The organism is Pontibacter ruber, from assembly GCF_023630205.1.
GTDB lineage: Bacteria > Bacteroidota > Bacteroidia > Cytophagales > Hymenobacteraceae > Pontibacter > Pontibacter ruber.
In genome coordinates this window covers 792,708-818,994 of the sequence record NZ_JALPRR010000002.1, presented here as the reverse complement: position 1 = coordinate 818,994, position 26,287 = coordinate 792,708, and the positions used below count along the sequence as shown (strand labels likewise).

20 protein-coding genes are annotated in these 26,287 nt (G+C 48.8%); 3 read left to right on the top strand and 17 right to left on the bottom strand.

Annotated features, from left to right (window positions below):
• Nucleotides 1–94: 94 nt before the first annotated feature.
• Nucleotides 95–4,441 carry a PAS domain-containing hybrid sensor histidine kinase/response regulator gene (locus tag MJ611_RS10320; protein ID WP_250429690.1) on the top strand — a complete coding sequence of 1,449 codons (4,347 nt, stop codon included), beginning with the start codon at nt 95–97 and terminating at the stop codon, nt 4,439–4,441.
• A 45-nt stretch (nt 4,442–4,486) separates the two neighbouring features.
• Here MJ611_RS10320 and MJ611_RS10315 read toward each other — a convergent pair whose 3' ends face one another.
• From MJ611_RS10315 to MJ611_RS10245, 15 genes are all read right to left on the bottom strand, one after another.
• Entirely contained in the window at nt 4,487–5,320 is an 834-nt protein-coding gene (locus MJ611_RS10315) for an ion transporter (RefSeq protein WP_250429689.1), read from the bottom strand.
• Between the two features lie 195 nt (nt 5,321–5,515).
• The gene (locus MJ611_RS10310) at nt 5,516–5,884 is read right to left on the bottom strand and encodes a cyclic nucleotide-binding domain-containing protein (RefSeq protein WP_250429688.1); all 369 of its coding nucleotides are present in this window, start codon (nt 5,882–5,884) and stop codon (nt 5,516–5,518) included.
• A 59-nt stretch (nt 5,885–5,943) separates the two neighbouring features.
• The gene (locus MJ611_RS10305) at nt 5,944–6,861 is read right to left on the bottom strand and encodes a universal stress protein (RefSeq protein ID WP_250429687.1); all 918 of its coding nucleotides are present in this window, start codon (nt 6,859–6,861) and stop codon (nt 5,944–5,946) included.
• A gap of 112 nt (nt 6,862–6,973) precedes the next feature.
• Nucleotides 6,974–7,687: a sulfite exporter TauE/SafE family protein gene (locus tag MJ611_RS10300; RefSeq protein ID WP_262921637.1), complete on the bottom strand. Its 714-nt coding sequence runs from the start codon at nt 7,685–7,687 to the stop codon at nt 6,974–6,976.
• Nucleotides 7,688–7,691: 4 nt separating this feature from the next.
• Complete coding sequence (locus MJ611_RS10295) at nt 7,692–8,162, bottom strand: FixH family protein (protein WP_250429685.1); 471 nt, start codon at nt 8,160–8,162, stop codon at nt 7,692–7,694.
• 89 nt (nt 8,163–8,251) lie between these two features.
• Nucleotides 8,252–9,655 (bottom strand): cytochrome c oxidase accessory protein CcoG, encoded by a 1,404-nt coding sequence (gene ccoG / locus MJ611_RS10290; protein WP_250429684.1) that lies wholly within the window; start codon nt 9,653–9,655, stop codon nt 8,252–8,254.
• 290 nt (nt 9,656–9,945) lie between these two features.
• Nucleotides 9,946–11,169, bottom strand: a complete 1,224-nt coding sequence (locus tag MJ611_RS10285) for a c-type cytochrome (protein WP_250429683.1) — start codon at nt 11,167–11,169, stop codon at nt 9,946–9,948.
• Nucleotides 11,166–11,363: a hypothetical protein gene (locus MJ611_RS10280; RefSeq protein WP_250429682.1), complete on the bottom strand. Its 198-nt coding sequence runs from the start codon at nt 11,361–11,363 to the stop codon at nt 11,166–11,168. Before MJ611_RS10280 ends, MJ611_RS10285 begins: the two co-directional genes overlap by 4 nt.
• A gap of 89 nt (nt 11,364–11,452) precedes the next feature.
• Complete coding sequence (gene ccoN, locus MJ611_RS10275) at nt 11,453–13,645, bottom strand: cytochrome-c oxidase, cbb3-type subunit I (protein ID WP_250429681.1); 2,193 nt, start codon at nt 13,643–13,645, stop codon at nt 11,453–11,455.
• Nucleotides 13,646–13,791: 146 nt separating this feature from the next.
• A complete protein-coding gene (gene ccoS, locus MJ611_RS10270; protein WP_250429680.1) occupies nt 13,792–13,983 on the bottom strand; it encodes a cbb3-type cytochrome oxidase assembly protein CcoS in 192 nt (63 codons plus the stop codon).
• Nucleotides 13,984–14,069: 86 nt separating this feature from the next.
• Nucleotides 14,070–16,475, bottom strand: coding sequence for a heavy metal translocating P-type ATPase (locus tag MJ611_RS10265; RefSeq protein ID WP_250429679.1), 2,406 nt, complete (start codon nt 16,473–16,475; stop codon nt 14,070–14,072).
• Between the two features lie 416 nt (nt 16,476–16,891).
• Entirely contained in the window at nt 16,892–17,596 is a 705-nt protein-coding gene (locus MJ611_RS10260) for a Crp/Fnr family transcriptional regulator (RefSeq protein WP_250429678.1), read from the bottom strand.
• Between the two features lie 178 nt (nt 17,597–17,774).
• Entirely contained in the window at nt 17,775–18,209 is a 435-nt protein-coding gene (locus tag MJ611_RS10255; protein WP_250429677.1) for a helix-turn-helix domain-containing protein, read from the bottom strand.
• Nucleotides 18,210–18,846: 637 nt separating this feature from the next.
• Nucleotides 18,847–19,386 carry a cupredoxin domain-containing protein gene (locus tag MJ611_RS10250; protein WP_250429676.1) on the bottom strand — a complete coding sequence of 180 codons (540 nt, stop codon included), beginning with the start codon at nt 19,384–19,386 and terminating at the stop codon, nt 18,847–18,849.
• Nucleotides 19,387–19,428: 42 nt separating this feature from the next.
• On the bottom strand, nt 19,429–21,162 hold the full coding sequence (locus MJ611_RS10245) for a L,D-transpeptidase family protein (protein WP_250429675.1): 1,734 nt from the start codon (nt 21,160–21,162) through the stop codon (nt 19,429–19,431).
• 339 nt (nt 21,163–21,501) lie between these two features.
• On the opposite strand from MJ611_RS10245, the gene MJ611_RS10240 reads away from it, so the two are divergent.
• On the top strand, nt 21,502–23,403 hold the full coding sequence (locus tag MJ611_RS10240; protein ID WP_250429674.1) for a M1 family metallopeptidase: 1,902 nt from the start codon (nt 21,502–21,504) through the stop codon (nt 23,401–23,403).
• Between the two features lie 165 nt (nt 23,404–23,568).
• Here the strand turns inward: MJ611_RS10240 and MJ611_RS10235 are convergent, their stop codons facing one another.
• A complete protein-coding gene (locus tag MJ611_RS10235) occupies nt 23,569–24,060 on the bottom strand; it encodes a YciE/YciF ferroxidase family protein (protein ID WP_250429673.1) in 492 nt (163 codons plus the stop codon).
• Nucleotides 24,061–24,410: 350 nt separating this feature from the next.
• Between MJ611_RS10235 and MJ611_RS10230 the strand changes: the two genes are divergently transcribed.
• Nucleotides 24,411–25,301, top strand: a complete 891-nt coding sequence (locus MJ611_RS10230; protein WP_250429672.1) for a cyanophycinase — start codon at nt 24,411–24,413, stop codon at nt 25,299–25,301.
• A 55-nt stretch (nt 25,302–25,356) separates the two neighbouring features.
• On the opposite strand, the gene MJ611_RS10225 is transcribed toward MJ611_RS10230, so the two are convergent.
• On the bottom strand, nt 25,357–26,286 hold the full coding sequence (locus MJ611_RS10225) for an isoaspartyl peptidase/L-asparaginase family protein (protein ID WP_250429671.1): 930 nt from the start codon (nt 26,284–26,286) through the stop codon (nt 25,357–25,359).
• Between the last annotated feature and the right edge of the window lies 1 nt (nt 26,287).

The window sequence follows — 26,287 nt, the reverse complement described above, 5'->3', positions numbered from 1 at the left end:
AAAGAACTAAGCAGCATTTTCACCTGTTTGTAAGCAAGTATAAATACAATAATCTGCAAATGATGTAACTTGTGCAGGTTATAAAAAGCCAGGTATGGAGGAGATTGTAAACGAGGTAGACCTGCTTCGCCAGGAACTTGAGTTGGAGCGGAGGGCGCGTAAAGAGGCGGAAAGAGTTGCTGCCCTGCAGAGCAGTGAAATAGATAAACTAAAGGCACACCTCCATTCTGTTGTAGCTTCCGGAGCGGAGCAACTGCTTCTGCATTCCTTGCCGGGTGAGGATCGGATCGCTAAAAAGCAGGCAACACAGGCAGAGTTTGTGGAAGAGTACCCAAACCCACTGATGCGGGTTAACTATAAAGGAGAAGTTCTTTTAGCAAACGCATCAGGCAAACAGCTGCTTAACACGCTGCCGCAGGAACGTATTGCCATACTTCAGCGCCTGCTGCAAAGAAAGCTCCACCATCTTGGCTCCAGAACCACGCCCGAGTACCATGAAGCCTATATCCTATCTAAATACTACCTGCTCTTCGTGGTACCTTTGCCCAACAAAGGCTACGTTAATATTTACCTGACCGATATTACAGAACGTAAGGCGGCTGAGCAGGCGCTGCTGGAGAGCCAAAACTTCGTTAAAAACATTACGCATACTGTTCCGGACATTGTATACATCTATGACCTGGAACAAGATAAGAGTATTTACTTAAACCAACACATCCAGACGGCGCTCGGCTACAACGCCAGCGATCTGGAAGCCATGGAAGGTCATTTTTTCCTGACGCTGGTCGTACCCGAAGATCTGCCTAAACTTTACAACCATGTGTATCGCATGTTGTCTGCTAAAGACGGTGAGATTGTTTCAGTGGAATACGATGTAACGGCCAAAGACGGAAGTATAAAAACCATCCACTGCCGCGAAACGATCTTCAAGCGAAAGAAGAACGGGCAAACCTTGCAGGTGATCGGCTCGGCAGAGGACGTAACCCTGCTGCGACAGAAAACCCAGGAGCTCGCCCGCCAGAAAACATTTTACGAAGACATCTTAAACCACATTCCTTCGGATGTGGCGGTTTATAACAGCGACCTGCATTACCTGTTTGTGAACCCTGCTGCCGTATCGGATCCTGAATTGCGCCAGTGGATCGTGGGTAAAACAAACGAAGAGTATTGCGCTTACCGCAATGTGCCCCTGGAGCGCATAAAAAGCAGAGGCGATCAGCTCCGAAGGGTTTTAGATGAAAAAAGGAAAGTTGCCTTCGAAGAAACCCTTGTAGACCGAGATGGCAATCCCTCGCACCACCTCCGGAGGTTAAATCCTGTGCTGGATGAACAAGGAAACGTCAAACTCATCATCGGGCACGGCCTCAACATCACGGATCTGCGCAATGCGCAGGAAGAGATCATCCAAAGCGAGGCAAGGAACCGGGCTATACTCGCCGCCATACCCGACCTAATCTTCATCATCGACCGGGATGGTATTTGCCTGGATATGACCAATGTGGACCAGCAGCACCTGCTCGTTCCGAAAGAAGAAGCCATTGGCAAGAATATCATCGGATTGCTCCCGGAGCCAGTCAGCCATACTTTGCACAAGCTGATTAACCAGGTACTTGATAAAGGCAGTCTTGAGCGTGTCGAGTATGAACTGCCCTTCCCGGACGGCGTCCGGCATTACGAAGGCCGCATTATAAAGTATAACACGGAGAATGTACTTGCCATCGTCAGAGACACGACGGAAGAGCGCAAGGCAGCCCAGGAGGTAAAAGAGAAAAACGAGTTCATTAAACTCGTCATCGATACCAGCCCAAGCCTGATTTATGTAAAAGACGGCGATGGCAACTTCGTGCTTGTAAATCAGGAGTTTGAAAAGATTTACGGAAAGCCCTTATCCAAGATCATCAACGAAAACATTAGCGTCCTCCACCAGAACAAAGAGGAAGCAGCCATGTACCGGACCGTTGATCAGAGTGTTATAGCAGAAGGCCGGGAAATTAAATTACAGGAGCATTTCACAAAGCCTAACGGTGAAGTTATTTGGTTTAATACGATTAAGAAGCCACTTGTCACCAGCGACGGGCAAGTACACGTGCTCGGCATCTCTACCGACATCACGCAGCAGCGCGAGGCCAGCAATTTACTCGAGAAGAGTGAGGAGCTGCACCGCCTGCTTTCTGAAAACTCCAAGGATCTGATAAGCCTGCACGAAGTGGATGGCGTGTACAATTATGTATCCAAAGCCGCTTATGATCTGCTGGGCTACCATCCGGAAGAATTGATCGGCACCTTCCCTTCCGCAGTCATTTACCCGGATGACCTGGAAATGCTGCGCGAAAAAGCTTTCAACCTGGCACTTAACAATAAAGTAAATGCCACGCTGGAGCACCGGGTGATTCGGAAGGATGGAACCGTGATTTGGGTAGAAACAAGTATGAAGCCCATTCTGGATGAGAACGAAAAAGTGGTGAAACTCCAGTCTGCTTCCCGCGACATTACGGAACGGCGTAAGGCTGATGAAGCCCTGAAGAACAGCGAAAAGAAATACCGCGACCTGATCAATTACAGCCAAGCGTATATCGTAACGCACGACATGCAGGGGCGTCTGCTTTCAGTAAACCCATACTTGCTCAACAGGCTGGGTTATCAGGAGCAGGAAATGATCGGACGTGAGCTGAAAGACTTTTTCCCGGTTGCACACCGTGAAAATTTCCCGCTATACCTGCAGCAGTTTGAGTATAAGAATGTGTTGGATGGTATACTTTGTATCCTCAATAAAGACCAGGAAGAGCGCTACCTGTATTACCGAAACTATAAAGTAGAAGAAACAGGTGCTGCGCCTTACATCATCGGCATTGCGCAGGATATCACAGATCGAATGCTTACCGAGCGCGAACTGAAAAAAGCGAAGGAAGCGGCAGAAGAATCCGCCCGGGTAAAGGAACATTTCCTGGCTAACATGAGCCACGAGATCCGGACCCCAATGAACGGCATTCTGGGCATGGCTGGCCTGCTTGGTAAAACAAAGCTGGACGACTCACAGCAGAATCTTCTGAACATCATCCGCCAGTCAGCAGACAACCTGCTGGTCGTGATCAATGACATCCTGGATATTGCTAAAATTGAAGCCGGCAAACTGGAACTGGAGTCCATCCCTTTTAATATCTGCGACACCGTCCGGACCACTTTCCAGACGCTCAAGTATAAAGCAGAAGAAAAGGAAATCGCTTACCGCATCAACGTGCCGGGTTTGCCCCAGCCTTATATGATCGGCGATCCTTACCGCCTGAACCAGATATTGCTCAACCTGCTCAACAATGCCATCAAATTCACGGAAGAAGGAAGCGTTAGTTTAAGTACGCGGGTACTGGGCGAAAATGAAGAGAACGTTACCATCGAGTTTGCCGTGGCTGACACAGGCATTGGCATACCCGCCGATAAAAAAGAAATCATCTTCGAAGGTTTCACGCAGGCATACTCCAGCACAACGCGCAAATACGGCGGCACCGGTCTGGGGCTAAGTATATGCAAGAGCCTGGTAGAAAAACAGGGCGGACGCATTTGGGTAGAAAGCCAGGAGAACAAAGGAAGTGTGTTCAAATTTGTACTTACCTATTCTAAATCAACGGTAGTTGTACCTGCTGAGGCGCCAAAAGAAAAAATAAACTACCAGAGCCTGGGTAACGTGCAGGTGCTGCTGGCAGAAGACAACGAGGTTAACGTGTTCTTGGCACAATCCATACTTGAAGGCTGGGGGCTGAAAGTGGATGTGGCACTGGATGGCAAAGAGGCTGTCAAGTTGTTCGACAAGAACAACTATGATATCGTGCTGATGGACATACAAATGCCGGAACTCAGCGGAATAGACGCCACGCATATGATCCGAAGCCATGCAGACAGAACAAAAGCCTCCATACCTATTATTGCCTTAACAGCCAATGCCCTGAAAGGCGACGCTGAAAAATACCTTAGTGCAGGTATGAACGACTATATTTCGAAGCCATTTGACGAAGAAAAGCTTTTCCGTAAAATAGAAGCATTGCTCCCGCATAAAATTGCCTCAGGTAATAAAGCGTTACAAGCCACAACTGGTTTGGTTGAGAAAGAACAGCCACTTTATGACCTTTCCCTGCTCTATAAAATGTCACGGGGAAATGAGGCATTTTTAAAACGCTCAAAGCAGCTCTTCGTTGATACAGTACCTGTTACTGTTAAAGACCTGATATTGAAAGAACAGGCTTCAGACTGGGTGGGAGTGAGTGCCGTAGCACACAAGCTGAAATCTACAATCGATACGATGCGGATCGAAAAACTTAAAGAGGTGATCCGTTATGTCGAGGTAGCTGCCAAAGCGCAGGAAGACCTGCCGCAGGTCAGCTCATCGGTACGGTTGGTAAGCGATGTGATGGAGAAGGTGGTAGCACAACTTCAGGACGAACTGAAGTAAGTATAGGTATAAATGAAAAGGGCACTGTGGCTTTGCCTTGCCCTCTTATGTGCCGTGGTTCGAGGGCAGGGCAAAGCCACAATTGCTGCAGAAGTTTGCCTCCGGTGCATGGCCCTCTTTGTGGCAGTTCGGGCATACGCGCGTATTCAGACTTTGCCGTTCAATGTTACTGAGCTCTACCGTAACTATTCCCGTAGGCACCGCAATGATCCCATAGCCCATGATCATGACGCAACTGGCCAATACCTGCCCCAGGCCGGTTGCTGGAGCAATGTCGCCGTAGCCAACTGTAGTCAGCGTCACAATCGCCCAGTAAATGCCCGTCGGTATACTTGTAAAACCGCTGGCAGCTCCTTCGATCACGTACATCATGGAGCCGATTACCACTACCATCATCAGTACAACGCCTATAAATACAACAATTTTGTTAAGGCTGGCACGCAATGCCCGCGACAGCATGTGCCCTTCGTTAACAAAGCTGGTTAATTTAAAAATACGCGCTGCCCGCAGTAGGCGCAGCACCCGAATTACGAGCAGGTACTGAGAACCAAGTATAAATAAGCTCAGGTAAGTAGGAATGATCGACATCAGGTCTACAATGCCGAAAAACGAAAAAATGTACCGGAGAGGGCGCGGAGAGCTATAAATACGAAGCAGGTACTCGATCGTAAAGAGAATGGTAAAAGTCCATTCGGCAGCCTGAAACAAAGGCAGGTACATTTTCCTCAGGCTCACCACGCTCTCCAGCGAAACGACAAGCACACTTAAGGCAATCAGGAAAAGAAGTATGATGTCAAAGGTTCTTCCTTCTACCGTTTCTGCCTCAAAAACAATCGTGTAAAGTTTCTGCCTTAGCGTCTTCACTTTTTGATGATCCATATTGTTGCCCTTATAGGGTTATCTCTGCCTTATACGCAAAAAGTTGGAGCATTAATTACGTCATACTTGCCACAGACTTACTCACGCTCAGGTATAAATTAATGCTCCAACAGGTCTGCATCGGTACTGCATTAGGTATTAAAAGAAAAAGCCACCTCTTTTGGGTGGCTTTTCAGTATTGTTAAAGTATGCAGATCACTCGTAAGATGCCTGCGTCAACGTAGTCTGCTTACTCATCTGCTGGATCAGGTGCAGCCGAAGGCTGGTGTGCGACTGCAGCGCCTGCAGAAAAGCTTCTTTTTTGATTCGCAGAATTTCTGAATCGGCGAGTAACAGGGCTGTCTGGCTGTAGGTGTCGTGCATCAGGTCCTGAAGGCCGATCAGCGTGTTTGGCTTCAGAATCTGAGGAGCTGCAAGAGGCGCTGTGGTAAGGCATACGCTCCCTGATAATAGGTAGTAATATGCTTCCAAGGGGTCGCCGGCACGAAAAAGACAGTTGCCGGCTTCACGTTGCTCCCGCTCCCCTTCTACTACTCCTTCATCAATCAACTGTCTGATCATCATCTCCTGATACCTTTTGGTTGCGACTACATTCCGCTGCCAGAGGCGGCAAAAATAGAAAATTATTCGTTCAACACACGCAGCACCTCAACTGCCTGCTGCTCACGTTGCTTACTGGCGCAGTTGGCACAGCAACCCGAACAAGGTTTATTTTTCTGTTGCCTGTAGGTTACGAGCGGTATGCGGGTATGGTAAGCCATGGTTTTCACATAGTTACTGCTAAACAGGCGCTGCATCAGGTAGTTGTCCTGCGTGGCAAGGATCAGCATATCGGCAGCAGCTAATTCAGCAAACTCGCTTACTCCTTCAAGCACATCTTCTTCTTCCAGCAGCTTAAAAGTAACCTTCCGGCCTTGCAGCTTGCGCTCAAGTTCCAGCATCGCTGCTTTGTAAGCACACAGCTGCGGGCGCTCTTCTGCGCTGTATACCTGCACCAGGGTCAGCTTCGTATTCAGTTGCTGCGCAAAATCTGCTATCTGCAGCAGTACCTGCGGTTGCTGGTCGGTAAAGTCAGTGGCAAAGACCAGGTGTTTTAGTTTCTTGTACCGGGCCTCTCCCGGAATCACCATTACCGGGCAGCGTACCAGTTCCATGATGGCAGCTGCATGGTTAGCCGACTCTCCTGCTCCTCCTTCTTCCCGTATCGTGCTTGCTTCCATCAGCACCAGGTCTATACTATAGTCCTGTACAACAGCTTGTATGCCGTCCCGGATCACACCCGGGCGCACCACGCAATCGAAAGGTGCGGTGGCCTTGCCTTGTTTTGGGTCGCTTAGAATGCGTTCGCCGAACGTGCGAAGCTTCTGAATGCAGCTGCTCTGCTGTGTGAATGTAAGGCTTGCGGTTTTGCAGGCATGAAACAACAGCAGCTCTGCACCACAGGCCTGTGCCAGTTGTCCTGCGTAACTTAGCAAGTCTTCTCCGGCCTTGTTTAACTCCAGTGGCACCAAAATGCGCTTCACTAATGATGGCTTGCTCATAGTTTCTTTATTTGATGTAAAGGTATGTTTCCTGTAAGTATAAGTCAGTGAGCAAGGTCAGCTTCAAAAATGACTTATGTTTCTTTTGTTTGATGTGAAAGCAAGTATGGCTTTAAGGCTTTTTGCAGCAGCTCATTTCGGTTGTATGCTGTGCTGTCTGCACCACTTTGGGGCTTAGGTATGGTATACCCAGACCAAGGCCGCGAACAATAAAAAGTATGGCCAGCGTCATGCCTACATAGGGCACCGCTTTGTTGAACATCCCTCTTACTTTCAGGCTGATGAGCTTACCGGATAGCGATACCAGGAACATCAGCGGGAAAGTACCCAGGCCGAACAAGGCCATGTAGCCCATTGCCCCACCCAAGCCCGGCGCACTGATAGCACCTGCCAGCGCGATGTACACAAAGCCGCAAGGCAGCAGTCCGTTCAGCATACCCACCATAAACAGCGAGCCCAGCGAGTTTTTCTGAAAGAAGTAACCCAGTTTCCGGCGCACCCAGGCCATCACTTTATCGGTGCCCAGGATGCTGGCCGCCTTGCCTTTGGAGGCAGCAGGCAATACCAGCAATAGAAGTATAAGTATACCTGAAACGATAGAGACCGTCTGTTGCAGCCCCGCCATTTGCAGCGATTGCCCGAAAGCTCCTGCCAGTGCGCCCAGTGATGCGTAGGTGGCAATACGCCCCCCATTGTACAGGAGGCGGCCTGCGTAGTAACGCCAGCCGCTGCTCCCGCCAAATGGTAAGGCCATTGCTATAGGGCCGCACATCCCGACACAATGGAAACTGCCTAGTAAACCAAATAAGAATCCTGCCCAGATCATGGCTTTATTTTATTTGGATGGTTTTCTCGTTATAGTATGTCTCGTTGCCCGCGCTGAAGTTCACGCGTACTTTCCAGAGTCCTTTTTCCAGCTTTTGGGTTTCGATCAGCTGGCTCAGGTCACGACCCAGCTGCAGCGGTATTTCCTGGTCCAGTTGGTCATCTGAAGGACGGAACAGGTTGATCTTGCCGTTGATCGGCTGGCCTTTGAAGCTCTCCGGCAACTGCAGAAGTATCGTATGGGCTTCGGCGTTGTAGTTTACGGCCACATCACCGGCAGCCACTGTGCGTCCTACCTTCTCAATGTGGTCCTGGTACTGGATCTCCTGCTCGTAGTAATTCTTGCTCACCAGGTCCACGTCCTGGTTCATGGCTTTGTACACGAACATGGCAATGTAGCCCATGAACAGCACCATCGCCGCGATGATGGCATAAGGCCATAAGGTGAAGCTTTTATTTTTATCTGTTGATTTCATATTGATTGTTGATTGTTGGTTGCTGATTGTTTACTTCAGCACCTCAATTCATCATTAATAATTCTTCATTCTTAATTTAAGCCTAAAGCTTACTTTGCTGGCGCCAGGAACTTGGTATCTGTACTGGTAATCAGTTCATCGCCATGGTACACCCCGATTTCGATTTCTGAGTTCATACCTGTCAGTTGCTCTTTCGCAATCTCGGTGAAGAACACCCCTTCGGCTATGCCCTGTGCCGGTAATACCAGTTCGCTTCCTACTACCTTGATTGTGCCCTCTTTGTCGAGCAGTTTAAGCGTAAGCGGCATATCATGGTTGGTCTTGTTGATGACCGAGATATTGTAGAGGTTCTTGATATGCCCCTCTTCGGTTTTCTGGTACAGCTGGCCCGGCGTACGAAGTATGGTTGCCTCTGCCTCGTCGCGGGTCAAGAGCAGCGTAGTTAAAGCCGTCAGTAAAAGAAGCAATACGGCAGAGTAGCCCATTATGCGCGGCGTAAACAACTTCCATTGCTTGCCTTCGGCTATGGCTTCCTCTGAGTCGTAGCGGATCAGGCCTTCCGGCTTTTCGATCATGCGCATGATGGCGTTGCAGGCATCGATGCAGGCCGTACAGTTAATACACTCCAATTGCTGCGCTCCGTTGCGAATATCGATACCGGTTGGGCAAACCTGTACACACTGGTTGCAGTCGATGCAGTCGCCTTCGGTGCGCTCCTGGTTTTTGCGCAGTTTGCCACGCGGTTCACCCCGGCCGTAGTCGTAGGCTACTACTACTGTTTTCTTGTCCTGCATAACGCCCTGCAAACGGCCGTAAGGGCAAACAATGGTACAAACCTGCTCGCGGAAGTAAGCGAACACCCAATAGAAAACACCTGTAAAGGCGAGCAGCGCGCCGAATCCGGCCTTGTGGTTCAGCGGTCCTTCCGCTGTAACTTTCTGCAGTTCATCAATGCCGATGACATAAGCCAGAAAGAGGTTTGAAATCACAAAAGAGATCAGCAGGAAAACAACAGTCTTGGCGCCCTTCTTCAGGATCTTCTCCGTATTCCAGGGCATTTTGTCCAGCGCCTTCTGTTTGGTATAATCCCCTTCGATCAGGTATTCGATGCGGCGGAACACCATCTCAAGGAAGATCGTCTGGGGACATATCCAGCCACAAAAAATCCTGCCATACACAACGGTGAAAAGTATGATGAACACCACCATTGCCAGGAAGGCCAGAACCAGAATAAAGAAGTCCTGTGGCCAGAACAGTACGCCAAAGATCACGAACTTGCGCTCTACCACGTTCAGCATGAGCAGTGGCAAGCCGTTTATTTTAATGAATGGACCGGCAAATAGCAGCGTCAGCAACAGGTAGCTAACGTACTTGCGGTAGTCGTATAGTTTGCCTTTCGGCTTTTTAGGGTACACCCAAACGCGTTTCCCCTGTTCATCTACAGTAGAGATGTGGTCCCGAAATTCATCGGTTGGTTTAGTTTTAGTTGCCATGGCAGTTTAATTTGTGCGGATATTAATCCTGCCTGATATTAAAAGTTGAAAATCAGAACGTAGCGATTGCTTTAATCTGCTTCTACAAAATTCCGAATTTGGCCTCTCCCAAAACATGACCTAAGTCATTTTGCGAAGTGATTGTCATCAGTAATACCTGTTTGTTGAAACCTTAGCTTCAAAATGAATTTCGACAGACACAGGTATAAACTAAAAAGCTGCAGGCACTTATACTTAAGCGCCTGCAGCTTTTGTAGAGATCTCATCTCCAGTGTTCCGGATAGTAGAGCTTATTTCTTTGCCTCGTACTTTTCGCCTTGCGGCTCTTTCGCGTTGGCTGGGTTAGAGCCCTGCAGGCTCAGGATGTAGCTGGACACTTCCAGGATCTGGTCTTTAGTCAGCTTGCCTTGCCAAGGCACCATGCCTTTGGCTGGTACACCAAATTTAACTGTCTTGAAGATGTCGTTCACATCGCCGCCGTGCAGCCAGTATTCGTCGGTCAGGTTAGGACCTACGGTACCTTGTCCTTCCGGTCCGTGGCAGGCCGCACAGTTGGTGCTGAAAATCGACTTACCCGATTCCAGGGCAGCTGCGTCGGTCAGTACTTTGTAGTCGGTAATCGCATTCGGATCGTCTGCATTCTTGGCAGCAAAGATGGCAGCCTGTTCCATTTCCATTTCATACTCTTCTGTCTGAAGCGCGCCGGAGCGGAACACGTGGAAGTGCAGCATATAACCAATAGCGAACACGATCGACACGTAGAACATATACTTCCACCAAGGCGGCAGGTCGTTGTCGTACTCCTGAATACCATCAAAATCGTGGCTGGAGTGGATCACGTCCTTGGCCTTACCGGTTACCACACTAGCATCACCACGCAGCAGGAACAGCAGACGACCAGCAAAGGAGTTACGGAAGTCCTCGTCGTAGATAGAGTCGCCGAGCATAGGTACAAACAAGCGAACCAGCATGATCAGCGTTGCCACGATCAGAAGCAGGATCACACCCGTTAAAGCAATGGTAATGTGCATGATCGGAGGAAGATCCATAAAGGCTACTTCCTTCGGCTCGGCTTGCACGGCTGGTTTGTCACCTTCTGTTGGAGCACCCGTAGCTGGCGCGGCAGCCACATCGGCTGGCTTCTCGCTGGCCTCTTTTATGTAGGCGATCACATTCTTGATGTCATCGTCTGACAAAGAGCCGGAGAAAGCCGGCATTGGCACTTTGTTGAACTTCTCGAACAGGGCTACGGCATCCTTATCGCCTGCTTTTACCAGTTCCTGAGAATTTTTGATGAACTTTACCAGCCACTCTTCCCCGCGGCGCTTGTGGGCGTCTTTCAAGGCAGGCCCCACCACATCTGCGTCCAGGCTATGACAGGCGGTACAGTTTCCTTCAAAAATCTTTTTACCTTCTACCGCGTCCTGAGCCTGCACTGCCGTAGTGCCCATCAGGAGCAGGCCGGCCGCTAGGGCCAGACCACCTTTTCTGAATTTGTTGCTTAAAGAGATCATTGCTTGTTGCCTCCTACCGTTGCGTCCACTTCGTCTTCTGAAGAGCAGGCAAAGCTGCTCATAAACTGCACATGCTTCTTATCCATGAGCGCTACATATAGTAGCAGCCCGATAAAGAATACAAAGAAGATCGTGAACGAGATGAGCGGATATATTTCTATGCCGTCTATGGCTTGCAAAACATTCTTGTACATTTTCTTAGACTTTGTGACTTGGAGACTCTATGACAAAAGACACTTGCATTTTAGCTCCTTTGTCTTTTGTCATATCGTCCTTTGTCAGGTTACTCCTGTGTTTCTTTCACTTTAATATCCGTACCCAGGCGCTGCAGGTAGGCGATCAGTGCTACGATTTCGGACTGAGGTTTTACCTCCAGGCCTTCTTTCGCCAGCTCAGCGGTAATTCCTTCTGCCTGCTTCATGAGCTCTGCATTCGCATTCTCGATGTACCCCTCTTCGTAAGGAACACCCAGCTGTTTCAGGGTCTTCAGCTTATCCTGTGTTGTGCTCAGATCGATCTCCTGCTCAAACAACCATGGGTAAGATGGCATGATAGAGCCTGGTGACATAGAAGTTGGGTCGAGCATGTGGTGGTAGTGCCATGAGTGCGGATACTTACCTCCTACCCGGTGCAAGTCCGGGCCGGTACGCTTAGAGCCCCACAGGAAGTTGTGATCGTACACGAACTCGCCAGCTTTGGAGTACTCACCGTAACGCTCGGTTTCAGAGCGGAACGGACGAACCATTTGCGTGTGGCAGTTAACGCAACCCTCTTTGATGTACAGGTCACGGCCCTGCAGCTCCAGCGAAGTATAAGGCTTCACACTGGCAATGGTCGGAACGTTCGACTTAATCACGAAAGCAGGTATGAACTCTACCAGACCACCGATCAGGATAGCAACGGTTGCCCAAATCGCCATTTGCGTCGGACGCTTCTCGATCCAGGAGTGCCAGTGGCCGGCGTTGTGGCTCTGCTCCGTTACTCTTGCAGGAGCTACAGTAGCCTCGTTAGAGATAAGCGCACCAGACTTGGCAGTTTTGTACAGGTTATATACCATCAGGAACACGCCGCTCAGGTAGAACACACCACCAATACCACGCAGGTAATACATTGGCACGATCTGAAGCACTGTTTCCAGGAAGTTAGAGTACTGCAGGGTACCTTCTGCAGTGAATTGTTTCCACATCAGACCCTGTGTGAAACCTGCCCAGTACATCGGGATGGCGTAAAACAGGATACCCAGCGTACCTAACCAGAAGTGCGCGTTCGCCAGCTTCTTAGAGTGTAATTGTGTGTTATACAGGCGTGGGAACAACCAGTACAGCATGGCAAAGGTCAGGAAGCCGTTCCAGCCAAGGGCACCCACGTGCACGTGTGCTACGATCCAGTCGGTAAAGTGGGCAATGGCGTTCACGTTTTTCAGCGACAGCATCGGTCCTTCGAACGTAGCCATACCGTAAGCCGTGATGGCAACCACCATAAACTTCAGCACCGGTTCTTCACGTACTTTGTCCCAGGCGCCACGCAGTGTCAAAAGACCGTTGATCATACCACCCCAGCTTGGAGCGATCAGCATAACAGAGAATACCACACCCAGTGACTGCGCCCAGTCTGGCAGGGCAGTATAAAGCAAGTGGTGCGGACCAGCCCAGATATAGATGAAGATCAGCGACCAGAAGTGAATGATAGACAGACGGTAAGAGTATACTGGGCGGTTAGCAGCCTTAGGCAGGAAGTAGTACATCAGGCCCAGGAACGGTGTTGTTAAGAAGAATGCAACCGCGTTGTGGCCATACCACCACTGCACCAGCGCATCCTGAACACCTGCATAACCAGAGTAGCTCTTGAAGAAGTTAACCGGCATCTCGTAAGAGTTCACGATGTGCAGCACGGCAACTGTCAGGAAAGTGGCAATGTAGAACCAGATGGCCACGTACATGTGGCGCTCACGGCGCTTGGCAATGGTTCCAAACATGTTCCAGCCAAATACAACCCAGATCAGTGTAATGGCAATATCGATTGGCCACTCCAGCTCGGCATACTCTTTAGATGTAGTGATACCCAGCGGAAGGGTGATAACTGCGGAGACAATGATTAGCTGCCAGCCCCAGAAGTGGATCTTGCTTAGCAGATCATTGTACATGCGGGTTTTGCAGAGGCGCTGCAGCGAGTAGTACACACCCATAAAGATGGCGTTACCCACGAAAGCGAAAATAACTGCGTTTGTGTGCAGCGGCCTTACACGACCGAACGTGGTATACTGCGTGCCCATGTTTACATCCGGGTTCGCCAGCTGGAAGGCGATGATCACCCCGATCAGCATACCGGCAATACCCCAGAATACAGTGGCTATACCAAAATCCCGAACGATCTTGTTGTCATAAAAGAACGTTTCGGTTACTCCCGGCCCCCCGCCTTTCGATGGCGCTTTCGGTTCCGGGGTGTGTTCTAAGACTTCAGCTACATTAGTTGACATGTGCGGTGTCCTCCATTTGTTTAAGTGTTCTATGTGTTATTGTTGGTTTTAAATCCCTTCGATTTAGAATTCAAAATTCTGAAAGATGCGGCGGTAAAAAGATGACCTAAGTCATCTATGAAGGTGATTGTAATCAGCTGCTGACTTTATGCTTTTGCGGGTTCGCTTTTAACAGGCTTATTGGCAGCCGCCTTGCCTGGCTCATTTTCAAAGAGCATGCGCACGGCCGGCGTATAGTCGTCGTCGTACTGCCCGGAGCGAACCGCCCACAGGAAAGCGCCCAGGAAGCAACCAGCCACCGTAACGCTGATACCGATTAGCAAAAAGATGATGAACATGGCCTTACTAATTATGAATTAGAAATTATGAATGATGAATTATAGGTCCATGCAGGGTGCATAGCTTCTACATGGGCCTGCTTATATTATAAACCTGCGCGTTTGGCAGCGATCTTCACGGAAAGGGTGGCGAAGATGATCACACTAAGCGAGCTTATCGGCATAAGTATGGCAGAGGCAATGGGTGAAAACAGCCCCTGCACGGCCAATGACAGACCGATCACGTTGTAGACCAGCGACACAGCAAAAGTGGCAAGTATGATCTTCATGGTTTTCTTAGAGAAAGCCAGAAACTTGCTCAGCTTACCAAAGGCAGTGGCATCCAGTATGGCGTCGCAGGAAGGTGAAAAATTGGTCACGCTGTTTGTCAGGGCAATACCGGCGTCGCTTTGCTTCAGGGCACCGGCATCGTTCAGGCCGTCGCCTACCATCAATACCTGGTGGTGGTGCTCTTTTAGCCCCTGGATATACTCCAGCTTCTGCACCGGCGACTGATTAAAGCTCAGTTCAGCCCCCTCGCCCAGCAGTTCTTTCAGGCGCGCTTCTTCGTGGTTGTTGTCACCGGAAAGCACGGCGATCTTCTTATCGTTCAGATCGCTCAGGATATCTTTCAGCCCGTCGCGGTACACATTAAAAAAAGTATAGTAGCCCAGCACCACGCCGTCCAGCGATACATACACTGTGGTCTTGAGTGCGTCTTTTACTTTATCGGTGGGTACACCTAAGTAGGAGGCGGACCCTACGCGCACCATTTGGCCATTCACTTCGCCTGCCAGTCCCTTACCGGCAAACTCCTGGAAGTTCTGCACTTCAGCCGCCTCTCCTTTCAGGTTCTGGCTGATGCGCTGGCTAAGCGGGTGCGTGGAGTGGCGCAGCACTGAAAGTATCGCTTTCTCCTGCTCTGGTAAAAGTGCTTTTCCTGTGTAGGTTACTTCAGCTGCGTTAGGCTCTGTGAGCGTTCCGGTTTTATCGAAAACCACTGTATCGATTTTGGCCAGTGTTTCTACTACCGAGGTATTTTTGAGGTAGAACTTGTTCTTGCCGAACACGCGCAAGGTATGGCCGTGCACAAACGGCGTCGCCAGCGACAAAGCACAAGGGCAGGCAATGATGAGCACCGAGGTGAAGGCTTTCATGGCCATGTCCATGTCGCGGGGCACCCAGTAGAACAGCGAACCAGCGGCTACAAACAAGGTCACGATGATGAACCATTTGCCTGCTACGTTGGCATAGGTCGCCACCGACTGCTCTTCGTTTTTGGAGAACACGCTGTCGTTCCAGAGCTGCGTCAGGTAACCTTGCGATACTTCTTTTACTACTTCCAGCTCCACGCTCTCTCCTACCTGGCGGCCGCCGGCATAGATCACCTCGCCCACCACTTTCTCCACCGGCTCCGATTCGCCGGACACAAAGCTGTAGTCGATCATGGCGGTGCCTCTTAAAAGTAGGGTATCAGCAGGTATAAGTTCCTGGTTACGTATGCGGATACGGTTGCCCACTTTAAGGTTTCGTACCGCTACTGACTCTTCTTCGCCATTCTCCTTTAATACAGCAATTGAAACAGGAAAATAAGAAGTATAGTCACGGTCGAAAGACAGGGTGTCGTAGGTCTTCTGCTGAAAATACTTGCCGATCAGCATAAAGAACACCAGGCCGGTAAAGGAATCCAGGTAACCAGGACCGTTGCCGGAAATAATCTCATAGAAGCTCACGCAGAACAAGGCCAGCAAACCGGTAGCAATCGGCAGGTCGATGTTGACCATGCGCTGCCTGATACCTTCAATGGCCGAGGTAAAGAACCCACGGGCACTGTAGAAGAACACCGGCAGCGAAAGCAGAATGCTCAGGTAGCCGAAGAACGAGCCAAACGTGCGCTGCAGCCCCTCCGTTACCGCCAGGTAATCCGGGAAGGCCAGCAACATCACGTTGCCGAAAGCAAATCCGGCTACGCCTAATTTGTAGATGATGGTGCGGCTCTGCTTCGTGGTTTTCTTGCCATCGGTGTCAGCCAGCGTAATGGCAGGCTCGTAGCCGATGCGCGCCAGCAGCTGCACCACTTCTCGCAGCGTTGTTTTCTGGTGAAAATAGGTCAGCGATACTTCTTTGCGAAGGAAGTTTACAGTAGACTCTGCTACGCCCGGGTTCAGCTTAAAGAGGTTTTCCAGCAGCCAGATACAGGAGCTGCAGTGCATTTGCGGAATGTAAAACGTGAGCTTGCAGATCGAATCGTTGCGGAAGTTGATGAGCTGTGCTTCCACGCCAGCATCATCAAGGTAAGCAAATCGGGCTTCTACAACGGGTTGCTTGCTTGAAATGCCCGGATTTTCATCCAGGTTATAGTAGGTACAGAGGTTATTTTCCTCCAGCAGTTCATAAACAGCTTTACAGCCATCGCAGCAGAACGTTTTATCGTGCGCTACAATGGGCTCCTCTTTGCAGGTATCCCCGCAGTGGTAGCATGTCTGAATATTGGTTTGGAGTGCGGCTTCCATCTCAATTTCTTATATTTTTCCAATACAAAGGTAGATGGAGCCATTGCCTTAAAAGATGATGAATGTCACTTCAGTAAGTGATTGATGTCAGTGCATGAGTTTATAAAAGGAGCGAAATTTGTAAAAGAAAATGATAAACTCTGACAGAAAATAAAGAGAGGCGATAGTTTAAAAAGTATAAACAATACGTCTCGGGGTTTGTTGAAAGAGAAACAACCGCCTGTGCAGGCCAATGGCAGCAAGCTGATTAAGTGGTACAGGCAGTTAAAGGTAAGAAGTTTTAAAGTTTAGTTTTTAGGTGTTAAACGGTGTTGGTGAGCACCGGCAAAAGAAACGGCAGGCGTTTGTGCGCCTGCCGTTCTTATTTTATACTTGTTAAACTCTATACTTTTGCACCAGACATACCTTACTGGTAACTAATCATATAAATGACAGATCTTATAGAGCTTGTCTGAGTCCAGAATGGTAATGTTACTGCCTTTGGCGGAGATGATGTTTTCGTCTTTGAACTCAGACAGCAACCGGATGGTCGTTTCCTTAGCTGTACCTACGATCGAGGCCAGATCTTCCCGGGAAATGGAAATGGTAAAATTGTCCTGCCCTTCTTCCTTATTATACGTCTTCTGCAACAGCAGGAGCGCTTCTGCCAGACGCTCGCGAACCGGCTTGTAAGCCATCTGCACCATGCGCTCTTCGGCCTCCCCCAAAGCCTGCGATAAAAGCTTCATCAGGCCAGCCGAGAATTCCATGTTGTGGCTGATCAGCTCCAGGAACTGCGATTTAGGAATAAAGCAGACAACCGCCTCATCCAGGGCCACGGCTGAAGCAGAGTAATTGGTATCGGCCATCAGAGCACGGTAACCGATCACATCGCCGGGTTTGGCAAGACGCACGATCTGGTCTTTGCCGTCGCTGCCCATCTTGGTTATCTTTATTTTGCCAGAGTTGATGCAGTACAGCCCAGACGGCTTTCCTCCTTCATGGAAAACCATCTGCCCCTTTTTGTAGACAAAGCAGGATTTGGAGGCAGAGACCTCATCGAGTTCACTGCCCTTGCAACATCCCAGCAACGAGCCGTGTCGGCTGGCGCAGTTCTGGCAATCCGGAGGAGAAAATTTCATACCTGAAAAAGTAAATATGGGTGTAAAACTACGCAATAGCATAGTATAAACTAAATTCAGTAACAGGCTTTTTTAAAATTTCGTTCGGGTGGTTAGTGTAGCAGCTCCAACCTAAAGGGTATAGCAAAAGTAGTAATCACTTCTCCCTGGTTCCTGCATGCTACTTATACAGGGCTTGTTACTGTGCCGGGTTATAGGAAATAAACGTTTTATCTGAATAAAAGATCATCACCTGTTCTATGGTTTTGTCCAGAGCCAAAGCTTTAGCTACAATACCTGAAGCAGAAGTGCTGTTTTGTATATTTCCATCTCTCTCTGTACTCAGGCCCGCAACATCCGGAACGTCTTTCTCCCGGGTTATTGCTTCGGAAAGAAGCTTCTGGCCACCGACTGGCACTGCTAATGCAGTTAGCATATCTCCTTGCCCCATCAACAACCAGCTGATGCTAATATCCTGATGCACAGCCAGTATTTTCTGCACTACTTCGAGGCTGGGCTTGTTCCGGGCACTGAGAATATGGCTGATCACGGCACGGGGTACCTCAACACCGTCCGCAAACTGAGAGGCAGAAAGCCCCTTGTACTCCATCAACTTTCGTATACGTTCTACCATAAAGCATAGAAATAGGGCTTAAACAATTGTAAATGCTCTTTAAAAATGCTGCCTATTCCCTGCTTTTACAAGTATGAAATGAGGAGCCCATGCATTAAAGAAACCATTCCAGAACAATATACAAAACAATGTTTTACAAGCAATTACATTGTCAACAAAAATATATAAATATTTAAGTTTACAAATGTATAAACAATCGTAAACTGCAGCACAACTGTAAATCCGTAAAGGCATTAACCCTTCTGACCGCCTAAGATGATCAGTAGGAAGAATAAACATCTATCACACAACATCTTGCTGCTTAACAACATTATGACACCTTGTCAGCTACAAAGCAGGGCATTGTGGATAATTCGAGTTTTCCACAAAAGTTTAAAATTATGTTCCACAGCAGTTTACCACATCAACTCAAACCTATACTTATACCTTACTCCTTACTTGTTTCAATCTGCCATAAACCACCTGCTTTATACTTAGCTGTAGAATAGCTATGTGACAAAATCAACCACAACCAAGATTACATGGAATTGCACTTTACCTTTAACAAGTAAGCCATCGCTTTAACACATAGCATAAAAAAGGCTTGCTATAAAGTATAGCAAGCCTTTTCTCTTGTAGGTCAATCTAAATTATAAGTTTACTTCACGATCAGGGTACCGTGCATTCTTTCGTAATGGCCTGGGTAGGAGCAGACAAAATCGTACTCACCAGGTTTTAGCGGTGCCTCAAAATCCATTTCCACAGTTTGTCCGGGCTTTGCCATAGGCGACGCTGCAATTACAAGCGAAGTATCCTGAGGCGTATAGTTTCCGGACGAGCCGATCCTGGCCCCCTCGGTTGCTACCAGTCTATACTTGTCGCGGTAAGTAAAGATAACGTTGTGGACCATGGGCTGTTCGGAGCCCTCATTCACCAGCGTCAGTTTAACAAGCGCGCCAGCTGCTACCTCAATGGTATCCGGCTCAAAAGCCACTTCCTGTATGCTGTTGCCAACGGCTCTCAGCGTCACAGTATTTACCTTCTGCAAGATCGTGTCCACTGCTGCTGCCTGAGATCCGGCTCCCACAGTATCTTCTGTGGCAACAGTTTCTTCTTCCAACCTGTTAGCGTTGTCCGCCCCGTCACAGGCTGCCATAAGGCTGCTGCCAAGCATCATGCATATCAACAGCTTCTTCATAATATTATACCTAAGCATCTATACTTTAAGTTATTATCCTGATTAGCCAAAGTATTCTGCTTTAAGCTTTTTGTCATGTCCATAAATATCATTCCGGAAATGAACGTTGCCTTCACTGTCAACCCAGCTGGTAAAGTATACCAGGTATACCTGTATCTTTTTCGGCAGGGTTACCCAAGTTTCTTCGCCTGCTTCAATGGTCTCCCGGATTGCTGATTCATTCCATTCCGGCATATCGCGGAGCAGGTATTTGGCAAGATCCATGGGCTTCTCCAGACGCACACAACCATGGCTAAACCCACGTTCGTTCAAACTGAAGAGCGATGTAGCCGGTGTGTCGTGCAGGTAAATGGAGTACTCGTTCGGGAACAGGAATTTCAGCGAACCAAGCGAGTTCTTAGGACCCGGGCGCTGGCGCACCATGTACGGGAAGTTTTTCTCCGTTACGCTCGACCAGTCAATAGTGTAAGGCGAGATAGGCTTTGGTTCCTTCTCTTTCGTCACAATTTCCATATCCTGGGTTTCCAGCCAATCGGGGTTACGCAGCATGTTCGGTTTGATCTCTTTTTCAACGATGCTGTTGGGCACATTCCAGTACGGGGCCATCACCACATACTCCAGCTTATCGCTGAAAATAGGCGTTGAATTCAGCACTTTCCCCACTACCACATTCATTTCCATTACCTTTTTGTATTGCCTTTCGGCATCGGGGCTGTCATCCGGGTCTTCGTAGATATACATCTTGTACTCCGGAATATTTACCCAGATATACTTCTGATCAAGGCTTTTCGGCACCATGCGTTTCGGTATCCAGCGCCAGCGCTCCATATTGATCATGATCTGCTCAATACGGTCTTCGATCGGCACGTTCAGCGTCTTTAATGTAGTGCCTCCCACTACACCGTCTGCCTTCAATCCATTCAGTTCCTGAAACTTCTTTACCTGCTGCACCAGTGCGCCGTCATACTTGCGCATGGCAGGGTTCAGGGTATCAATCGGCTGGCTTGGATTCAGACGCTTACGCAAAGTCAATACCGCCGTGGCCGTATCGCCGGGTTTTAGGGATTTAAGCTTGCCAAGGGTTACTTTTGCCCAGCCGCCTTTTTCCTGCTGTTCTCTATACTTTTTCAGTGCTTCCCGCAGGTTTACATAGCCAGCATGCAGGGCTTCAAACTCATAGTATGGGTAAGTACTTTCGCGCTCTTTCAGAATGGTTTGCAGCGCTTTGTGTAGCTTGATCTTGTTGTTCTTGATGTTCCAGTCTATCTGAGAAACTTCTTTCGGGTTTACGCGGCCTCTGTAGAAATCAGAGGCATAGTTAAAGTAAGAAGCCGTCAGGGCCAGGTCTATTTCCTGCTGCAACTGCAGTCGAGCCGAGTCTCTGCGCCCGATGTCTTCATACTGCTTAAACTTCTCGTCGAAGTTTACCAGTTTATACTTTTTAGGATCAAGCCCTTCTGCCGATGCATTGTCAAGCACTTCAATCAGTTTCTGCGCTTCCGGTATGACCTTATTATCGCGGAACCAGGCCAGCTTGTAATCGCGCTCGCCGTAAAACTGATACATAAGATCTGACTGTGCTTTGAATGCAGGTACCTGGTTGATATACTTCTGGATAAACACACTATCGGTGGTGGCTTGTGGCAGTTCGCCCAGGCCGAGCAAACCTGTTCCGGATTTTCCGTCTTCAGATTTATTATTACAACTGGCAGCAGCAAAAAGCCAGAAAACAGCCAGGCCGATGCGTACCAGTATGTTAAATGTGTAAGGGTTCATGTTGGTTATTGGTTTGGTTGATTGTGCCGCTCTGATTTAACGATTACGAACTATATAATGCAGTGATTCAATATTGGAATAATACAAAATAAACATTACAGATTGTACGGTTCAGGCGATGCACCTTTATGTACTCCTAAAAAGAGCAAATGGTTATAGCTTCCCGCTCAGCACCCCTTTTATCATAACATCCCGGCCTTTCTTTCTGTTGCTTTGTACCCTGATTTATACCTGCCAGCCGGAGCAGAACTTGCCTTATCAGAACCATTTCCAGCGTCGGGTGTTTTTTCATAATCATCGTAAATAGTTTAACTTACACCCAAAGCATTAACACCACCTATGAAAGTATACAAGCAATGCCTTTGGGGCCTGGGTGTGGCCAGTTGCCTGCAACTGGCCTCCTGCAGCAGTACCAAACCACAGAAAACAGATCAAACTATGACAACAGAACAACAGGATGTAGCACACGCCTCAGCCGATGTGCACAGCTATGCAAAACCGGCAGAAGCCGTAGCCAGACACCTTGACCTGGATATAGCTGTTAATTTTGAGGATAAGACACTTGGCGGCAGCGCCACTTACCAGATCGAGAACCTGACGCAGGCAAAACAGATCGTCTTTGATACGCGTGGCCTGAACATCGAGAAAGTATACCTGGACGGCACCCAGGCAGAGGCCACCTTCCGGCTTGGTGACAACGACAAGTTCCTGGGTCAGCCCCTGATTGTTGAGATAAAGCCGGAGACAAAAACGCTAACTATACAATACAAGACGTCGCCTAACGCTGCTGCCCTGCAGTGGCTGAACCCGCAGCAGACAGCTGGCAAAAAATACCCGTTCCTGTTCACGCAGTCCCAGGCCATACTTGCCCGCACCTGGATACCTATCCAGGATAGCCCGGGCATCCGCATTACCTACAATGCCAAAGTAAAAGTACCGAAAGAACTGCTGGCTGTAATGAGTGCCGACAACCCGCAGCAAAAGAACAACACCGGCGAGTATACTTTCAGCATGAAGCAACCGATCCCGTCTTACCTGATGGCTTTGTCGGTTGGTGATCTGGTGTTCAGGCCCATTGGCGCCCAGACCGGTATTTATGCCGAGCCCGCCACCATTGATGCCGCTGTGTACGAGTTTGCCGAGATGGACAAAATGCTGGTAGCTGCCGAAAAACTCTACGGTAAGTATCGCTGGGAACGCTACGACCTGTTGGTGCTGCCGCCCTCCTTCCCTTTCGGAGGTATGGAAAACCCGCGCCTCACGTTTGTTACCCCTACCGTGCTGGCCAAGGACCGCTCCCTTACCAGCCTGATCGCACACGAGCTGGCCCACAGCTGGAGCGGCAATCTGGTTACCAACGCCACCTGGAACGACTTCTGGCTGAACGAAGGCTTTACCGTATACTTCGAGCGCCGCATCATGGAGGAGCTTTATGGCGAAGAGTACGCTGACATGCTGAACGTGCTGGGCTACCAGGACCTGCAGAACACGATTGCCGAGAAAGGTGCCGATAGCGAAGACACCCGCCTGAAGCTGGACCTGGAAGGCCGCGATCCGGACGAAGGCTTAACAGACATTGCGTATGAAAAAGGGAATGCCTTTCTGCAGAACATTGAGCGTGCCGTTGGCAGGGAGCGCTTTGATCAGTTCGTAAACAAATACTTTCAGACGTTTGCCTTTAAGAGCACCAACACAGATCTTTTCCTCAACTTTCTGCGATCTGAGCTGATCAAAGACGATGAGCAACTGGCCGAAAAGATCGATATCGAAGGATGGGTATACTCGCCCGGATTACCGGAAAACCATGTGAAGCCAACTTCCAGCCGTTTTGCTCGTGTAGAGGAAGCCTATACTTCGTGGAAGAACGGGAAACCGGCGTCGGAACTCAATACTAAAGACTGGTCGAGCCATGAGTGGCTGCACTTTATCCGGATGCTGCCCGAGCAGATGACACCAAAGCAAATGGCCGAGCTCGACAAAGCATTTAACTTTACAAACTCCGGCAACTCAGAAGTTTTGGCTGCCTGGTTCCTGCACGCTATCCGCAACAACTATACGACAGCCGATCAGGCAATGGAAACATTCCTGACCAACGTTGGTCGTCGTAAGTTCCTGTTACCGATTTACAAGGCGCTGAACGCAACGCCGGAAGGCAAGAAAAAAGCCTTGGCTATTTACGCCAAGGCCCGTCCGAATTACCACGCCGTATCTACTGTTACGCTGGATGAACTGCTGAAATAAACTGCTTAGCAAGCAATTACCTGTAAAAGAGAAGCCCCTGCTACATGTAACAGGGGCTTCTCTTTTATACTTCCAATAAAATGAAAAACTCTGTAAACTTCTGACCTGCTGGGTAGCCGGGGAAGTACAGAGTTTTTACAGTATGCCTTAAAAGATTACTTTCTTTTATCTTTCAGCCTGAACGTTAATGGTACGCTCGGCCAGGTCAGTTAGTTTGATGTCGGTTTTCTTTTCTTCTTCAAGTGTCATGTGAAGCAGCCTGGCAGCATCTGTCATACCAAGTTGCTTGGCATAAGCGCAAACAGTTCCGTATCCGGCAATCTCATAGTGCTCAACGCGCTGTGCCGAAGCAATCAGGGCGGCATCCATTACGTGTGGCTCTGCTTTTTCTTTCATCATTTCCTGAGCTTCACGGATGATACCTTCCATGGCTTCGCACTTCTCACCGGTAGGCTTCTCTCCTAACATTTTGAAAATCTGCTCCAAACGATCTATCTGAGTTTCTGTTTCGCGCATATGGTTTTCGAAAGCAGTTCTCAGCATATCCGAAGAACATTTTTCCATCATTTTTGGCAACGCTTTCATGATCTGATTTTCTGCGTTGTACAGATCTTTCAGTTCCATGATAAATAGGTCATTCAAATTATTAAGTTTCATAGCTTGGAAAGGTTTAGCGTGTAACATATACAAGCAAGTGCTTGTGTGCTTACTATACGGCAGCTACCTTTGAGGGTTAGATAAAATATAACTTAAATTAGCCAAAGCGTTATATTTTCAAATAAATAAGTATTTAATATATGATTTTATATATACTTCCATCAAACTATTCGTACACTTCTATGCTTGCAGTTGCAGGTATAGCCTTGTGTTAGAATTTGGCACAACCTTTGGAACGTTTTTCTACAGAAACTGTACTCTTGTAGGTAGCATTTCTGTCTCAGAATGCCGTATTATTTTGCAGGTGCGAATGCCTCTGTTTTTAGTTTACTTTAAAACCCTGAAAGCCAGTGAATAGACCTAAAGGAAAGCTTTTTGCGATAGGTGGAAATGAAGATAAAGGAACTTATCCGAACCCGTCATCGAAGAAAAAATATTACCTCGATTTTTTTGAACTGGGGATACTAAAGCGTTTCTTAAAAGAAATTCCTGCACAAAATCCGCACATTGAAGTGATCACGACTGCCTCCATGATCCCGGAAGAAGTAGGTGAACGCTATCTGAGTGCATTTGGCATATTAGGTGTTGAGAACGTAAACCTGATGCACATCCGGGAAGAGGCAGATGCGCTAATCCCGGAGTACCTGGAGCGTGTGCGCAAAGCAGACGGCGTAATGTTTAGCGGCGGCGACCAGTCGAGGCTGACGCGCATTTTCGGCAACACCGAATTTCAGGAGATACTCAAGCTGCGTTACTGGAACGAGGATTTTGTTCTGGCAGGCACCAGCGCCGGTGCCATGGCAATGTCTGAGATCATGATCAAAGGAGGCAGTGCCACACACTCACTTTTGCGGGGCGCTATAAAAATCGGTCAAGGCCTGGGTTTTATCGAAGGCGTTATCATCGATACTCACTTTGTGATACGTGGGCGTTTTGGAAGGCTGATGGAAGCAGTCGTAACGCACCCGAAAACCATTGGGATCGGTTTAGGCGAAGATACCGGCATACTCATAACCGAAGGTCATATGATTGAGACGATTGGTTCTAACCTGGTGGTGATCATGGATGGGCACAACATTGGCTATACCAACATTGAGGAGGTAGAGCGCGGCAAGCCTGTAGCCATTGAGAACCTGACCATGCACGTGCTGGCCAAAGGCAACATCTACGACATGGAAACCCGCGAATTTTACCGCGACCAGGAAGAGCTAAAGTATGCGCAGGTGCAGGAGGATAAATAGGTACTTAGAAAGATAAGTTAAAGTATAAAGGCCAGTACATACTGGCCTTTATACTTTACTCGCTCTTGTAAATGCCTACAAAGGCTGTTTCGTTGCGCTGTTTGCTGGCCCGGTACATGCCTACCGAATTAAAAGGCAGTGCTACATTGCCAGCAGCATCCACAGCAACCAAGCCTCCTTCTCCGCCAAAGTGCACCAGTTTATCCATCACCACGTGCTCGCAGGCCTGTTGCAGGCTGTATCCTTTGTATTCCATCAGGCAGGAGATGTCGTAGGCAACCACTGCCCGTATAAAATACTCCCCGTGGCCGGTACAGGAGATGGCGCACGTTTTATTATTCGCATAAGTACCGGCACCTATTATAGGAGTATCGCCGATACGGTTATAGTTCTTGTTTGTCATACCGCCGGTTGAGGTAGCAGCTGCAACATTGCCCTCCATGTCTAAGGCCACTGCTCCTACTGTCCCGAATTTCCTGTCAACGGTATGGTCAAGTATAAACATGTCCGTATCCCGCACATCGCGCCACTGCTTGTAACGGAGCGCATCAAAAAAATAATCTTCCGGCTCGAAGGCGATGCCATACTTGCGCGCAAACTCCTCCGCTCCATAGCCGCTCATGAACACGTGGTCGGAGTACTCCAGTATAGCCCGGGAGAGGGCAACAGGGTTGCGGATGCTGCGCACCCCTGCCACGGCACCGGCGGCCAGCGTTTTGCCGCACATAATGGCTGCATCCATTTCGTGCTTGCCATCTTTTGTAAACACAGATCCTTTTCCGGCATTAAACAAAGGGCTGTCTTCCAGCAGCACTACGGCATGCTCCACGGCATCGAGGGCTGTACCACCATTGGCTAAGATCTTGTGCCCGGCTTCCACGGCTGTTTCCAGGGCATTTTTATAGGCTTGCTCCAGTTCGGGTGTCATGGAAGCGGGTGTGATGGTACCCGCCCCTCCGTGTATGGCTATGGCAATGTCTGTCATG

What these genes read in the sequence shown, in the direction of transcription:
- MJ611_RS10235 (WP_250429673.1), bottom strand. Translation starts at nt 24,060, where the DNA reads ATGAAACTTAATAATTTGAATGACCTATTTATCATGGAACTGAAAGAT.
- MJ611_RS10245 (WP_250429675.1), bottom strand. Translation starts at nt 21,162, where the DNA reads ATGAACCCTTACACATTTAACATACTGGTACGCATCGGCCTGGCTGTT.
- ccoS (WP_250429680.1), bottom strand. Translation starts at nt 13,983, where the DNA reads ATGTTCATCATCTTTTTGCTAATCGGTATCAGCGTTACGGTGGCTGGT.
- MJ611_RS10280 (WP_250429682.1), bottom strand. Translation starts at nt 11,363, where the DNA reads ATGTACAAGAATGTTTTGCAAGCCATAGACGGCATAGAAATATATCCG.
- MJ611_RS10250 (WP_250429676.1), bottom strand. Translation starts at nt 19,386, where the DNA reads ATGAAGAAGCTGTTGATATGCATGATGCTTGGCAGCAGCCTTATGGCA.
- MJ611_RS10240 (WP_250429674.1), top strand. Translation starts at nt 21,502, where the DNA reads ATGAAAGTATACAAGCAATGCCTTTGGGGCCTGGGTGTGGCCAGTTGC.
- MJ611_RS10310 (WP_250429688.1), bottom strand. Translation starts at nt 5,884, where the DNA reads ATGATGATCAGACAGTTGATTGATGAAGGAGTAGTAGAAGGGGAGCGG.
- ccoN (WP_250429681.1), bottom strand. Translation starts at nt 13,645, where the DNA reads ATGTCAACTAATGTAGCTGAAGTCTTAGAACACACCCCGGAACCGAAA.
- MJ611_RS10285 (WP_250429683.1), bottom strand. Translation starts at nt 11,169, where the DNA reads ATGATCTCTTTAAGCAACAAATTCAGAAAAGGTGGTCTGGCCCTAGCG.
- MJ611_RS10320 (WP_250429690.1), top strand. Translation starts at nt 95, where the DNA reads ATGGAGGAGATTGTAAACGAGGTAGACCTGCTTCGCCAGGAACTTGAG.
- MJ611_RS10260 (WP_250429678.1), bottom strand. Translation starts at nt 17,596, where the DNA reads ATGAAATTTTCTCCTCCGGATTGCCAGAACTGCGCCAGCCGACACGGC.
- MJ611_RS10225 (WP_250429671.1), bottom strand. Translation starts at nt 26,286, where the DNA reads ATGACAGACATTGCCATAGCCATACACGGAGGGGCGGGTACCATCACA.
- MJ611_RS10265 (WP_250429679.1), bottom strand. Translation starts at nt 16,475, where the DNA reads ATGGAAGCCGCACTCCAAACCAATATTCAGACATGCTACCACTGCGGG.
- MJ611_RS10295 (WP_250429685.1), bottom strand. Translation starts at nt 8,162, where the DNA reads ATGAAATCAACAGATAAAAATAAAAGCTTCACCTTATGGCCTTATGCC.
- MJ611_RS10315 (WP_250429689.1), bottom strand. Translation starts at nt 5,320, where the DNA reads ATGGATCATCAAAAAGTGAAGACGCTAAGGCAGAAACTTTACACGATT.
- MJ611_RS10300 (WP_262921637.1), bottom strand. Translation starts at nt 7,687, where the DNA reads ATGATCTGGGCAGGATTCTTATTTGGTTTACTAGGCAGTTTCCATTGT.
- MJ611_RS10305 (WP_250429687.1), bottom strand. Translation starts at nt 6,861, where the DNA reads ATGAGCAAGCCATCATTAGTGAAGCGCATTTTGGTGCCACTGGAGTTA.
- MJ611_RS10255 (WP_250429677.1), bottom strand. Translation starts at nt 18,209, where the DNA reads ATGGTAGAACGTATACGAAAGTTGATGGAGTACAAGGGGCTTTCTGCC.
- ccoG (WP_250429684.1), bottom strand. Translation starts at nt 9,655, where the DNA reads ATGGCAACTAAAACTAAACCAACCGATGAATTTCGGGACCACATCTCT.